At 44.1% G+C, this 14,279-nt stretch carries 13 protein-coding genes; 4 read left to right on the top strand and 9 right to left on the bottom strand.

The window, feature by feature from the left end; translation table 11 throughout:
* The first annotated feature begins 3 nt into the window (after nt 1-3).
* Together FX988_RS07015 and FX988_RS07010 are read left to right on the top strand one after the other, a co-directional pair.
* Nucleotides 4-537: a YfiR family protein gene (locus FX988_RS07015; protein ID WP_254700743.1), complete on the top strand. Its 534-nt coding sequence runs from the start codon at nt 4-6 to the stop codon at nt 535-537.
* Nucleotides 537-2,627, top strand: coding sequence for an EAL domain-containing protein (locus FX988_RS07010; RefSeq protein ID WP_160178960.1), 2,091 nt, complete (start codon nt 537-539; stop codon nt 2,625-2,627). Before FX988_RS07015 ends, FX988_RS07010 begins: the two co-directional genes overlap by 1 nt.
* Before the next feature lie 720 nt (nt 2,628-3,347).
* Here FX988_RS07010 and FX988_RS07005 read toward each other — a convergent pair.
* The 9 genes from FX988_RS07005 to FX988_RS21735 all read right to left on the bottom strand — a co-directional run bounded on the left by FX988_RS07005 (nt 3,348) and on the right by FX988_RS21735 (nt 12,435).
* Nucleotides 3,348-3,506, bottom strand: coding sequence for an entericidin A/B family lipoprotein (locus FX988_RS07005; RefSeq protein ID WP_160178959.1), 159 nt, complete (start codon nt 3,504-3,506; stop codon nt 3,348-3,350).
* A gap of 314 nt (nt 3,507-3,820) precedes the next feature.
* A complete protein-coding gene (gene acnA, locus FX988_RS07000) occupies nt 3,821-6,544 on the bottom strand; it encodes an aconitate hydratase AcnA (RefSeq protein ID WP_160178958.1) in 2,724 nt (907 codons plus the stop codon).
* A 101-nt stretch (nt 6,545-6,645) separates the two neighbouring features.
* A complete protein-coding gene (locus tag FX988_RS06995) occupies nt 6,646-7,407 on the bottom strand; it encodes a PRC-barrel domain-containing protein (protein ID WP_160178957.1) in 762 nt (253 codons plus the stop codon).
* Nucleotides 7,408-7,794: 387 nt separating this feature from the next.
* Nucleotides 7,795-8,205 carry a GFA family protein gene (locus FX988_RS06990; RefSeq protein ID WP_160178956.1) on the bottom strand — a complete coding sequence of 137 codons (411 nt, stop codon included), beginning with the start codon at nt 8,203-8,205 and terminating at the stop codon, nt 7,795-7,797.
* A 135-nt stretch (nt 8,206-8,340) separates the two neighbouring features.
* Entirely contained in the window at nt 8,341-9,624 is a 1,284-nt protein-coding gene (locus tag FX988_RS06985; protein ID WP_160178955.1) for an NRAMP family divalent metal transporter, read from the bottom strand.
* 86 nt (nt 9,625-9,710) lie between these two features.
* Nucleotides 9,711-10,349, bottom strand: coding sequence for a TetR/AcrR family transcriptional regulator (locus FX988_RS06980; RefSeq protein ID WP_160178954.1), 639 nt, complete (start codon nt 10,347-10,349; stop codon nt 9,711-9,713).
* 162 nt (nt 10,350-10,511) lie between these two features.
* Nucleotides 10,512-11,834, bottom strand: a complete 1,323-nt coding sequence (locus FX988_RS06975) for a M20 family metallopeptidase (protein ID WP_160178953.1) — start codon at nt 11,832-11,834, stop codon at nt 10,512-10,514.
* A 44-nt stretch (nt 11,835-11,878) separates the two neighbouring features.
* Nucleotides 11,879-12,202, bottom strand: a complete 324-nt coding sequence (locus FX988_RS06970; RefSeq protein WP_254700742.1) for an amidohydrolase family protein — start codon at nt 12,200-12,202, stop codon at nt 11,879-11,881.
* The gene (locus FX988_RS21735; protein WP_254700741.1) at nt 12,202-12,435 is read right to left on the bottom strand and encodes a hypothetical protein; all 234 of its coding nucleotides are present in this window, start codon (nt 12,433-12,435) and stop codon (nt 12,202-12,204) included. The genes FX988_RS06970 and FX988_RS21735 overlap by 1 nt, the downstream gene beginning before the upstream one ends.
* A gap of 316 nt (nt 12,436-12,751) precedes the next feature.
* Here FX988_RS21735 and FX988_RS06965 point away from each other — a divergent pair, with 316 nt between their 5' ends.
* Nucleotides 12,752-13,153 carry a hypothetical protein gene (locus tag FX988_RS06965; protein WP_160178952.1) on the top strand — a complete coding sequence of 134 codons (402 nt, stop codon included), beginning with the start codon at nt 12,752-12,754 and terminating at the stop codon, nt 13,151-13,153.
* Nucleotides 13,154-13,369: 216 nt separating this feature from the next.
* Entirely contained in the window at nt 13,370-14,278 is a 909-nt protein-coding gene (gene cyoA, locus FX988_RS06960; RefSeq protein ID WP_160178951.1) for a ubiquinol oxidase subunit II, read from the top strand.
* The last annotated feature ends 1 nt before the right edge of the window (nt 14,279 follow it).

The raw sequence follows: 14,279 nt of genomic DNA, 5'->3' as shown, positions 1-14,279 counted from the left end.
AATGTGTCTGATTTGATGAAAGAGAAAGTAGCCGTAAAACTCTGCAAGTGTATTTTATTGCTTTGTGTGTTGTTTGCGCAATGGGGACACGCCGAAGAGGAAATCACTAAAGAGCGTAAGCTTAAAGCTGCTTATGTGCTTAATTTTATAAAATATATGAGTTGGCCGGTAGATAGCGGTGCGCAAAACGAATTTAGATTATGTGTGCACAGTGATGAGCCATTTTATCATTTTATGCAAGCGCTTGTTACGCGCCATAATCAGGGGGCGAATAAAGTGCGGATCGTCGTCGGTCATACACTTCAAGAGCCTCTTTGCCATCTAGCTTATTTTCAATCATCAATAGAGCAATCCTTGATTCAAATAAGGCGGGCAGTCGTGGTAGTAGAGTCTTTAGATGTGAAGCAAGTGCACGCTGCAATTCGCTTCTATACCCAAGCTCAAAAGGTGCGTTTTGAATTTGATATAGCGCAATTAGCCAAGGTTGACGTCATTGCTAGTTCTGAATTGCTTAAATTGGCAAGGATTATTCGCTGATGATTCTGGCAAAATTCAATCGCGCCTCTTTCTTTCAAAAGCAATTGATGGCGGTTATTGGAACCAATCTATTGATATTGGCTATCGCGGCGCTACTGATATATTCCGCTTTCGTTGACGATTATCGAGATAACTTGGTGAAAACCATGGACAGTAATGCTTCGTTGCTATCTGCAGCGAGTCGCTCAGCCCTGCTTTTTCATGATGAACAAGCAGGGCAGACTATATTGGCATCGTTGGCCAAAATACCCGCTGTAAGATACGCACAATTATTGGACGCACAAAAGGGAGCGTTTGCTCTTTATGCTCGCCAAGGAACAAAGCGGGACGCGACGTCGCAGGGTGTAAAACCAGGTTATTTTTTTGCTAACGACAACCTTTACCTTACCCAAGAGATCACCTTTGACAACGAAGTGCTTGGGTTTATTGTTCTGTCAGTTGATACGCTTTCATTACAAGCCCAACAATATCGCTATGGGCGAATGGTATTGTGGGTGTTTTTGTTAGGCTCTTTGTTGGCTTACTTACTGAATTGGCGTATGCAGAAACGTTTGCAGTCCCCGGTTAAACGCTTAATCCATTTAGTGGATTATGTTGCTAAGGAAGGACGCTACGATCAACGGATCTTTAATCGAAGAAACGATGACATTGGACGCTTAGTCAATGGGATTAACTCTATGTTAGATACCATTGAAGATCATCAAGCAAAATTACGTTCACACCGAGAACATTTAGAAGGATTAGTGGAGTTACGTACAGAGCAACTCTACGAGCGCGCTAATTTTGATGCGCTTACTCAGTTACCTAATAGGCATTCACTTACCGAGAAAATTACCCAAGCAATCGAAAAAGCGCGCGACGAAAAATCGAATTTGGCCTTAATGTTTCTAGATTTAGACCGTTTTAAAGTCATTAATGACAGCTTAGGGCACTTCGTGGGCGACAGACTATTGGTTGAAGTGGCTAAAAAAATCCAACAAAAACTGACGAAGAACGATGTCGTAGGACGTTGGGGGGGAGATGAGTTCGTGATACTGATTCAAAGCCCGAACGATTTAACGTCAGTAGAAGGGTTGGCTAAAGAGATTATCACCGCTTTGAGCCTGCCTCTGATTGCTGCAGGGCATCAGCTTCATATCTCAACCAGCATTGGTATTGCATGTTTCCCTCAAGATGGGGATGACGCTTCTAGCTTGCTCAAACACGCCGATACCAGTATGTACAAAGCGAAAGAATTAGGTCCTGGGCAGTTTAGGTTTTTTGATCAATATATGTTGAACGCCTCAGTGTGGCGCTTGGAGCTGGAAACGCAATTACGCCAAGCTTCAGCGCAGCAACAATTTACCTTGGTATATCAGCCGAAAGTCGAGGTTAACGATGAAAAGCCGGTTGGCTTAGAAGCCCTAATTAGATGGCACAATGGCCGTGAGTTGGTTAGCCCGACGGTATTCTTGCCCGTAGCCGAGGATATAGGGTTAATGGAAGCTATCAGCGTGTGGGTGTTAAAACAGGCTTGTCAGCAAAATGCTGACTGGCAGCGCGCCGGCATTGATATTGTGCCGGTTGCCGTTAATCTGCCAGCCTCTTTTTTAATGGGCCCGCATTGCCTAGAGTCGATAGAAGGGGCATTAACTCAAACAGGACTTGCGGGGCATTTTTTAGAAATCGAGATTACTGAAAACACCTTTATCGCATCGACCGAATTAGTGGTTGAAGTATTAAGTGCTATTCAAGCGTTGGGGGTTAAAATCGCTATTGATGACTTTGGTACAGGGTATTCATCAATGAGTTATCTGCGTGATCTTCCTATTAACACGCTGAAGATCGACGGTATTTTCATTAACGATTTAGTGGAGCGCACTCACAGTGAAATACCACACAGCGATGAACGTTTGTTGCGAGACGAGGGGATTGTACGCTCTATTATTACCTTAGGAAAAAGCCTAGGCTTTAGTACCGTTGCAGAATGTGTTGAACATGATTATCAGGTGACAAAGCTGAAATCTATGGGGTGTGACATTATTCAAGGCTATTACTTCAGTAAACCATTGTCTATTGATGAGACAGCACTGTATTTACGCAGGGTTTAAGCACCGGCTTTATCATCTGTTACAACAAGGACTGGGTGTTCCCCGTTTATTTCTTATACCAATTCCATTAAATAATTGGCCTCTCAGAATTCATCCAGCGGGTTTTGAACAAGGCGTCGGTGTGTAGTAATGGTTGTTCCCTTTCAAATAGCGAGAACGTAGTGCAAAACCCGCTGGGGAATTCCCTTCGGGCGAATTTTAAAAGGACTTACTCTGTGTTGCTCAAACTCGAAAGAGCACAGGTTAGTTTTTAATAAAGAGCTATCATTTAAGCGTCTTGATTAAGTCCTTTTAAATTTTCGCTGAGTGGTTAATTATTTAGTGGAGTTGGTATTACACCTGGATGTGGCGTCGGTATTTAGCGTCAATTTTTGATATTCGGGATCTACAGCCCAATTAAATACACCCCCTATGATTAATATCTGGCTATTAACCCGATGCATGACTCGCAACTGTGCTAAAGGTTGGTGAGTACTATCAGTATTGCATTCGACTACTAATGCGCCTGTACTCTTTTTCGCAAACATGAATGCCTAACCGAATGATTAAATCGTACTGGTCGATTTATGTAGGTGTCGCTTGCGCTATTCTGTGAAAAGGCCTCGATGTTGCTCAAATATCTTAGCGGATGTCTGCTTTAGCAGACAAAACAATAACCTTTGCGTTGACCAGCTGTGAGCGCCGGTTATTCATGTGAATGAACAATACCCGCAGGAATTACTAGTCGTTCGCTGCGTCTTGAACGGCTTCACCGGCGCTTTCAATATCTTGTCCTGCCCCGTCAATCGTGGCACAAGAGGTTAAAGCGGTGATTAAGATAGCGACTAATACCATTGAATTCATCAAGGCTTTCAATGAACTTATAATTTGAGTTTTCATTATCTTGGTTCCTTATTGTTAAGTGATTTTACACTTTGCTTACATGTAACTAAGCTATTCTCGTGCCAACTTTAAAGTTATTTAAAATTCTATATTTATCAATAACTTATTATTTTTGGGTTATGAGGGGAGGTAACTTGGGTAATTGCTACTCAATGAAAAGATAAATTTTACTGGGTGATATTCCACTCGTTGTATCTCGCTCATGCTATCTCTCACGGGCTAAAAAAATAGTGCTCGCCCACAAAAAAGCCGACCTATATAGGTCGGCTTTGAATAATGATTGTACCGTGTAAAGCAGTAGGGACTTAGCCTTATGTTGTCTTATTTAAACTGCGAAGTACGTATTGCAGAATGCCGCCATCGCTAAAATAGCTAAACTCATTCGGTGTATCGATGCGGATCTGAGCATCAAAGGTAAACTCCCCATTTTCACCTTTCACCGACACGCACACCTCTTTCTGTCCTTTTTCAATCGCACTGATAGAGTATTGCTCGGTACCATCGAGCTTCAGTGTTTGCGCATCATCGCCTGGTTTAAACTGCAAGGGTAAAATTCCCATTCCAATTAAATTGGAACGGTGGATACGTTCATAACTTTCGGCAATAACGGCTTTAACACCGAGTAATAAGGGACCTTTTGCGGCCCAGTCTCGTGAACTACCTGTGCCGTATTCTTTGCCGGCTATGACGATACTTGGTGTGCCTTGTTCTTGGTATTTCATTGCAGCATCAAAAACAGACATCTGCTCAGCTGACGGCTGAAAACGTGTCCAGCCACCTTCTGTGCCTGGTGCTAATTGATTTTTCAGTCTGACATTGGCGAAGGTCCCACGCATCATGATTTCGTGATTACCTCGGCGAGAACCAAATGAGTTAAAGTCATGCTCTTCAACACCATGAGCGCGAAGGTATTGCGCGGCTGGGCCGTCGGGAGCAATACTACCAGCGGGTGATATATGATCCGTGGTGACTGTATCTCCTAACTTTAACAAGCAGCGTGCATTGTTGATCGTCTCGATTGCTTCAGGCTGCTGCCCAATGCCGTCAAAAAAGGTCGGCTTTTTCACATAGGTCGACTCAGGCCAATTGTACTGTTCACTATCGACCACATCTAAGTTATTCCAAGTTTCGTCTCCCTCGAATATATGGCTGTATCGTTCAGAAAACATTTCGCTATTAACTACATCGGTAACTAATGCTTGAATTTCTTCATTGCTTGGCCAAATATCCCGTAGATATACAGGTTTACCGTTTTTGTCTGTGCCTAACGGTTCTTTTAGCAAATCTATATGCATGTTTCCTGCTAATGCATATGCGATAACTAGAGGCGGTGAGGCAAGGTAATTGGCTTTGACATCAGAATGAATACGCCCTTCGAAATTTCGATTGCCGGATAGCACCGAGGTAACATTGAGTTTCTCTTTACGGATAGCCGCGCTAATTGGCTCGGGTAAGGGCCCTGAGTTACCAATGCACGTTGTACAGCCATAACCGACAAGATGGAATCCGAGATTTTCGAGCTCGTGGGTAAGGTTAGCTTTATTCAAATACTCGGTTACCACCTGAGAGCCAGGAGCAAAACTCGTTTTCACCCATGGCTTCACTGACAAGCCCATTTCACTGGCTTTTTTCGCCAATAGACCGGCAGCAATCAACACCGAGGGGTTCGAAGTGTTAGTACAACTGGTGATCGCAGCAATGACCACTGCACCATGGTTTAAACTAAATTTCTGGCCGTTGTAATCGACTTGTGACGAGTCTTCATTTTTTTCAACCTGTTGCCCACCTTCTGATTCAAAACGTCCTTTTTCTGGATCTTCTGTGGTAATGATCAACTTTTCTTGTTCAGTTAACCAGGTATCAAATTCGGCAGCGGCATCTGATAACGCAATCCTATCTTGCGGACGCTTAGGTCCAGCAATTGAGGTAACAACGTCACTTAAATCGATATGCAAATTAGCGTGATACACTGCTGTTTTCTGGGCGTCGCTGCCCCACATGCCTTGGGCTTGTGCATAGGCTTTGATTAAATCGATGTTGCGATTATCACGACCGGTTAAACGAAGATAGGTTTCCGTTTGTTCATCCAGGGGGAAAATACCGCACGTAGCACCGTACTCAGGTGCCATGTTCGCTATGGTTGCTCTATCAGCAATGGTGAGGTGTTTAACTCCGTCACCGTAAAATTCCACAAATTTACCTACAACGCCAAACTCACGTAATTTTTGGGTGATGGTTAGCACTAAATCTGTCGCAGTGGTACCGGGTGGCAAACTGCCGGTTATTTCCATGCCTACCACTTCAGGTATCAACATTGTTACTGGCTGACCTAACATAGCAGCTTCAGCTTCAATACCGCCAACCCCCCAACCTAAAATACCAAGGCCGTTGATCATAGTCGTGTGAGAATCTGTCCCCACGAGTGTGTCTGGGTAAAGTAAGGTTTGATCGTCTTGTTTTTCAATAAAGGTCACGCGTGCTAAGTACTCCAGGTTAACCTGATGTACTATGCCCTTACCCGGTGGTACCACTTTGAAGTTATCGAAGGCTTGCTGGCCCCAACGCAAAAATTGATAGCGTTCTTTATTGCGCTGAACTTCCATTGCGGTGTTTTTATCAAGGGCGTCTTCTTCAGCGAAATAGTCAACCATGACAGAGTGATCAATAACGAGTTCCACTGGCTTCAATGGGTTGATCTTTTGCGGATCGCCGCCTAAATCGACCATTGCATCACGCATCGCTGCTAAATCAACTACAGCAGGCACACCGGTGAAATCTTGAAGCACTACCCTTGAGGGCACAAAGGCAATTTCTGTGGTGGCACTATCGTTAATATCCCAAGTGGCGAGTTTGTTGATATCGTCTTCTTGGACAAATTCTTCAGCACTGTGACGAAGTAGGTTTTCAAGTAGTATTTTGGCGGCGAATGGTAGGCGCTCGATATCGTGACTTTTTGACAGTGTGTCTAAGGCGTAGTAAGAAAACTGCTCACCATCAAGGGTTAGAGTTTTCAAATAAGGGGATGCTTGCTGCATGATGTTCTCCGGCTGCACAATGAAATCGCATGTTTATAAAATGGAAACGAAAACCGTGCTCTTATTCGTTATGAGCACGGGTAAGTCTGGTGTGCTTATGACTATGACTTTGGCACTGTTTGTAGCGCCTGTTTGACCTTGAGTTTGTAGCCTTCATCATTTAATAAGTCGTGATCACACTCTGGACAATGTTCAATATCTTCGGCAGGCAATGTGCAATGAACACGTTGCTCTAACCAGTTAATGTCATCGATGTGTTTTGGGGCGAGTAACAGTTTTTTACCACCGGGTAACCAATTGTGGGTATCAATGATAAGCATTGGGACCTCCCAATTTTCTGTATCCAGGATTAAATCGTGAACATGTCCCACGGTTTCTTCCCCAGCGATGACATCGTAACCTTGCAGCTCGTCGATTGAACGTAGGTGATTGGCGCTGCTTTTGTCATGCTCTTGCAAATTGGTATTTGCTTGCTCTAATGCTTGTTGATTGACCAAAGCAGTGGGGTGCGCGTACTCGCCCCATGCGCCAGGACCTGTCCAGTAATATCCGTACCCTAAATAAGAAAAAAGAATTTCTTCATATTCCCGCGACACGGTTTTTTCTTCGTCGATTGAGGGGCTGTCTTTAACTTGCTGTTTGCTAAGCGCAACATGAATTTTTTCATCTTCGGTATCTATGTCTCTTAGAGAGATAGGTGAAATAAGTACCTTTTCCCCTAGGGGTAACCATTTGTGGGTGTCGACGTACATATATCGTATCGTCCATGCACGGTCGTCGAACAAAAAATCTTTGATGATGCCAATGTCACCATCTGAGGCGGCGATAGTGAACCGTTGAATGTCTCGTAAGCCTGCTAGCATGATGTTCTCCCTACTCGTCGTTTTCTGAACAAGATAACTGTTTCGACCACACATTTGCTGGTGGCAAACGGCATATGTAGCCTTGCACAAATATCATCTTGGTAACGTTAAAATTAGTTCTTGTAGTTGGAATACGCAAAGAGTACGCCAGCTCATCGAAGTGCGGGGATCAGCGCTCTGGCAGTCATTTGAGAAGGTTTACCAGAGGGAATAGGGGAAGCAGCAGACAGAAAAAAGGTAACTCTTACTCTTAACATGTAATAATTACAGGCAGTGCAACGCCTTGAATTTAGTGTGTTTATACTTGATAAGTGAAGTGCAACCGCTTACGAATGAGCCGATGTGCAGAGCAGCGTATTTGGGAGATTACGCTGCTGTTGGCACAAATTAGGTGGGGCTTTGCTCTGCAGCGGGAAGCTGACCAATATCGGCCAACCAATGTTGCGCCGAACGTGACCAAATCTGGCGTTTAGGGATTAATTCATTTCGCTGATCGATAGCACCAACACGCAGATTATACACTTTAGGCTCATCCCCTATTGCTGATGCGTAAATGCCAGTGCCGCAATGCTCACAAAAACCTTGGGCACGGGGATTACCGCTTTGTGCTACTTTTACATATTCTTTAGGTTTACCTTTAGTGAACTGAACCCCATCTATTTCACTAACCACTACGGTGCGAAAAGCGGTTGCCGACAATACTTGGCAATCAGTGCAGTGACAAATCATGGTTTTTTCTGGATCGACTATCGCATTAAAAACGAGTTCGCCACAATGGCAACGGCCAGTTACTTTCATTTTATTTCCTTTGGGTGAATATACACATCAAATAGACCTTTAATCAGGCTGAAAACTTTGCCCTTATATTAAATTTTTTAAAACTTGTTGATGTAAGGCGCTAATGTCGTTTAAAGCCTTATAGCATCTGGTGTTTTATGCTACAAACTTCCAAAAAATATAATAAGCACTAAAGAGTGTAAGTATGCTTAGGCAGCATAAGGTGTAAATCCGAAATATGCCTTGGGGTTTATATTGGGCGTCTACATCAGCACCCATCATCACCTTGTAGTTTAGCCACGCGTAGATAGGCGCGCTCACAAACGAGACGGTAGTCACAAAGTCTAGAAGGGCTTTGATATCAGCACTGAAGTCAGAGATTATCCACCAACTTCCTAAGGCGAGTATGCCGATAGCGGCGATATAAACGAGATTTCCTTTGCGCGCATGTTGAGACTTATTGGCGCTATCAAGGGCGAAGGTGGCATCATGAGGTTGAGTGAGTTGATAGGCGCGTTTCCATACTTGGGGAAAACCATCGGCGACGGCAAATGTAGAAGAAAAGAGCGCCACAAAGGTCACAATGGCCATAAGTAACCAGCTCCAGTCACCTAACGCATTACTGTATATGCCAACCAATTGCCCAGCAAAGGCAGCAGCTGAATTGGCAAAGCCTTGGCCTTGACCAAACATGAGTAATGCCCCTAACCACAAGAAAATAATCGCTAATAATAAACTGGCTGCATACCCAATGTTGAAGTCCAAGGTGGCATTTTTAGCGTTTTCTGGCCCAGGCTTTGCGCCTCTTGAGAGTATCCATAGTGAATGCCAAACCGACACTTCGATTGCGGTAGGCATCCAGCCAATTAACGCTACAATAAAGGCGATACCTGCCACAGAGCCGATTTCAATGGTCGCTGCACCCTCAGCTGGGCTAAATCCTAACCGCCCTACAGCTGCAAACCAAGCGATGATGCTGCAAATAACTAACACTAACATCATCCATTTCAACAGTGTGTTGAGCAGCTTATAGTGGCCTATGATGAGCACAGCGCATACAATTCCTAAAATTACGGCTGCCCACTGAGAAAGTGATAACATATCACCAAATAAATTCATTGCAAGGGCTGCTGTGACGATTGTCACCCCAGATTGGACAAAAAACATGGTGATAAAAGTTAACCCTAAAAATAAATAGAAGGCCCATTTACCTACGCTGCGATAGCCATCGAGTAAGCTCTTGCCGGTTAAGCCAGAGTATTTAGGGCCGAACAAGAAAAAAGGGTATTTCACCACATGCGCTATTAGAATGAAGCTGAGTAAGGCAAAACCGAAGTCGGCGCCAGCGCGAGTTGACTGCACAATATGCGAGACACCAATACTGGTGGCGGCCCAAACGATACCTGGGCCTAACAAGGCCATTATTTTTGTTAGTTTCATACTACCTATACTCAAATGGTTTTTATGTTTTTAGGAGAAGCTGACTCTTTTGGCCCAGCGTCGTTACTTAAAACACAGGCTTAGACTCACTCGTGTTGTGCCTGAATAAGATACAGCATTAACATTTTTGTTAGCTCATCACACACAGCGGTGGAGTCTAACTCACATGCAATCGATGGGGTGATGTCAGGGTAAAGGACTTTATCAAGTAGCGTGGTGATCATAGTGAAAACTACCATATTTGCAGTTGATGTTTTATCTTTGGCGATAATGTCTTCTTTAAACCTAAGCAAGATATCACTGATACGACGGTACAAGTGTCGTCGGTCGATTAAGGCGTCACCTGCCACTATGTCATTATGCAAACGTGAATTGAGGTGAATGGTGCGAAATAAGCTGCGATTTGCGGCGAAAAAATAATGCGTTTGCTGGATTACCCCACTGACGGCTTCCGTTAAAGTCGTAAATTGTATGCTTTCTAGCTGAGTCATCCATGCGTTGAGTTCACTTCCGAAATCTTGATACAGCAGGGGTAATAAAGCTTCTTTGTTTTTAAAGCGCCGATAAAATGTACCTACCGACACGCCTGCATGATCGCATAACTCTTTAATACTAATATGTTCAAAAAATTTATTTTGTAGGCAGTGATGTATGGCAGCCATCAGTTTTCGTTGGGTGTCTTGACTGCGTAACTGTTTTGCTGGAATGACACTTTGGCTTGGCATAGCTAACGTTATAAACCTTAAAACATTGATATATCACGGGGTTGCATAGAAAGTAGCGACAGAATCATGCCGCTTTTGGTGAAAAACAGCAATATAAGAATCTGTCGAATCATTCTAAAACTGTTGCGAGATAATTCCTATATTGCTTTTGCGACACTTAGATTATTGCATATTGGCCGAATGAGAGGCCATGTAATCCAGTGTTAATTGGGTTAGCGTGGCTGTTCCAAGCGGTAACGCTTTTTCATCAGCGAAAAAGTACGGTGAGTGATTGCTGGGGGCTTTGCTGGCATCTTGGCCCTGGGGCGTTCCACCTAAAAATACAAATACGCTGGGGATTTCAAGGGCATAGAAAGAAAAATCTTCCGCGCCGGTAATTTTAGGCAGTAGCAGCACATTATCTTCGCCTGCGACTTTATTTAAGCTTGGCAACATTTGTTCAGTCAGAGCTGGATTGTTAATGGTGACTGGGTAGCCTTCGTTAATTTCAACCTCAGCTGTGGCCCCTGAAGCTGCGGCGATATGTGTGGCAGTATGCTTAATTTTATCAAAGATTTGCTGACGATTATCCATGTCGAAGTTACGGATCGTGCCGACCATTTCAACTTTTTCTGGAATGATATTGTTCCGCACACCCCCAGAAATCTTACCGAAGGACACAATTGCAGGTTCTTTGGTTATGTCAATTTGGCGGCTGATAATGTGGTTTACACCAGTGACAACTTGCGCTGCCGCGGAAATAGGATCTACTCCGTTCCACGGCGTAGAACCATGTGTTTGCGTGCCGTGAATGGCAATCTCGAAACTGTCTGCGCTGGCCATGAATGGACCGCTGCGGTAGCCGATTTTCCCTGTATTTAAGCCAGATGTAATATGTAAGCCAAACGCCACGTCAGGCTTGTGTTTGTCGAAAATGCCTTCTTTTAACATGAGTTCAGCGCCGCCTTCTTCTCCTTTAGGCGCGCCTTCTTCAGCAGGTTGAAAAACAAACATCACAGTGCCGTGCAGTTCTGCCTTCATACCCGCGAGCACTTCGGCTGCACCCATTAACATGGCCACATGGGTATCGTGACCACATGCATGCATAACCCCCACATCTACACCGCGATAATTTGTGGTTTGAGTTGAGGCAAAGGGCAAATCAACTTTTTCGGTTACGGGCAGGGCATCCATGTCGGCGCGAAGCATCACGGTGGGGCCCGGCAAATCACCTTTTAAAATACCTACTACGCCGGTATAGCCGATATTTCGTTCCACTTGCATACCCAGTTTCTCAAGATGCGTGGCGGCAATATCGGCGGTGCGTGTTTCTCGATTCCCCAGCTCAGGGTGCTGGTGGATATCTCTGCGCCAAGCGACCACGCTTTTTTCAACATCTTTGAGTTGTTTAGTGAGTGTGTCGTTCGCGTTTGCACTGATACTTAGGCTGCTAATAGCAGCACAAATAGCAAATGCTATGCTAGTGGGGCGAAGTGTGTTTTTCATGTCATGTTCCTTATTATGCTGTATAGACTTATCGCCAAGCGCAGTTAATGAAGCCCGACGACAGACTTAGTTTGTTGAACAATCTTACTTACGTTGTAACCAACACCGTGCTTAAATACCACCGCCATATCGCGAATGGCGCTAGTGTCGTTAATCAATTCACCGTCTATTAAGACTAAATCAGCCTGTTTACCTGCCTCAATAGAACCTATTTTAGTATCACGCTCTAAAAACGTAGCGCCGTTTAACGTGGCAATTTTAATCGCTTGCTGAATACTAAAGCCCGCTTCAACCAGTAACTCGATTTGTCTTTGATTTGAGAAACCCGCGATAACGCCGCCATAGCCTGTGGGGTCTGTGCCCGCCATTAATGTTCCCTCCGCTTCGGCGAACCTTTTTCTAGCTGCATCATCTTTTTAAATACGATAGGCCAGGTGGCAACTTCTTGCTGTGCGATCACGACGGCAATCTCGTTTTGATCGTAGCTGATAAATTCTTCATCAACGCCAAAAGCGTTAACAGAGCTGAATATTCCACCCAGAAGCATGAGTAAGGATGTACAGCGAGATAAGGCTAACAGCGGTTTTTTTGAATGAGGCATTTTAGGAGCAACCTGTTCAGGTTATTGACTGTTATATCAGCATAGTACCTTGTTAAATGATATTTTGTAAATTGTGATTCACAAATTGCCATGCTGTTACTGTAAACGTTAGCTTATGATATTTGTTGCTTTATTGATCATCAAATGTTTTGTTTTTGTAAATACATGATTTGAATAATGAATTTTTACAATTTACTGTTTGCTGCGCTTTGTGCCGGGGGAGCGCTTTTGCTAGAATCCGCGCATCAAAATTTGAGCAACTATTGCTTTCGCTCAATTCTTAGTACTTAATTTGTGATAAACCTCGGACAAAACGTTGAAGCTAACTCACCGCCATTCTCATGATTTCATTCAGCGCAGTAAAGCGTTGATGGATATATCAAGCACGTCGTTATTAGCGAAATTGTGCCTGGTATCTGGAGTCGTGGTTTTTTTAGGGAGTTTCAGTGTGTTCCTTGGTGGTATATACGAAGGTGCAGAGTTTGTCGGTCTAGCGCTCGACTTTTCTTCGTTCGATGTATTAAGTAGTGCTTGTTTTCTATGGTTGCTAGGGCTTAGTGGGTATTTTGCTAAGCATGCCTTGTGGCTTCTGAATCTCGTACCTGATTATGTGTTACGTCACTTGGCGGCCAAAACTAAGCCGTTGTTTATTGTTCCTGCTGTTATCAGCCCTGTGCCCAGCGCGCACGGCTCTCGTGCTCCACCTCTGTTTTCATAGCGGCTCAAGTCGTTAAATAAGTCACTCAAAACGTCAATTACAAGCCAAGCGCATCATATGGCATTCGTTTCTATGCCGTTATATTGCTGTTGATACGCGACCTCGATACTTATTTACCTTGAGCCCATTCTCCCAATAATTCCGGTTAATCCGGTGTTTAATGCTGCTTGATTCACTTAAGGCAGTGCTTTGAAAACTGTGGGTAGGGGAAATCCTTTGTTGATCCGTAAGTTAGGTTATTCAGCGTTGACAGCAAGCATATTGTTACTGTCGGGCTGTGAAGGTGGTGTGCTTGATCCGAAAGGTCAGGTGGGCATCGATGAAAAGTATTTGATCGTTGTAGCAACGGTGTTAATGCTGCTGGTGGTTATTCCTGTCATTGGCATGACGCTGTATTTCGCTTGGCGTTACCGTGAAGGACGCGAGCATGAAATTTATGACCCAAAGTGGGCGCATTCAACCAAAATTGAAGTAGTTGTATGGTTAATTCCCATCGTGATTATCGCGATTCTAGGGACTCTGACTTGGTATTCGACTCAAGAGCTCGACCCTTATAAGCCGCTCGAACACGAGCATCAACCCATCACTATTCAAGTGGTGTCTTTGAACTGGAAATGGTTATTCATCTATCCAGAGCAAGGCATTGCTACGGTTAACGAAGTGGTGTTCCCCAAAGACGTACCCGTGGAATTTAAGATCACATCTGACACCACCATGAACTCATTTTTTATTCCTCAACTTGGTAGCCAAATATATTCCATGGCGGGTATGACGACGCGTCTTAATTTGATTGCAAATGAAGCCGGAGAGTTTGATGGAATTTCAGCAAATTACAGTGGCGCTGGGTTCACCGGAATGAAATTTAAAGCTATCGCTAAAGACAGTGAGCAGGACTTTGAAAAGTGGGTGAGTGCCGTCAAGCATAGCCCAGCGACACTTAGCGACTATAGTTACGCTCAGTTAGCAAAACACAGTGAAAACAACCCCGTGAGCTACTACGGCTCAGTGGACAGTCAGATGTTCCAACATATTGTGATGCAGTTCATGGGCAACATGAAACAACAAGAAATGCATGGTGAGCATCAAGAGCATTCGGCTCAAATGCATATGCAGGCGGAGGATTAAT

It is taken from the genome of Paraglaciecola mesophila (genome assembly GCF_009906955.1).
Classification (GTDB): Bacteria; Pseudomonadota; Gammaproteobacteria; order Enterobacterales; family Alteromonadaceae; genus Paraglaciecola; species Paraglaciecola mesophila_A.
This window is presented reverse-complemented; position numbering and strand designations above follow the sequence as displayed.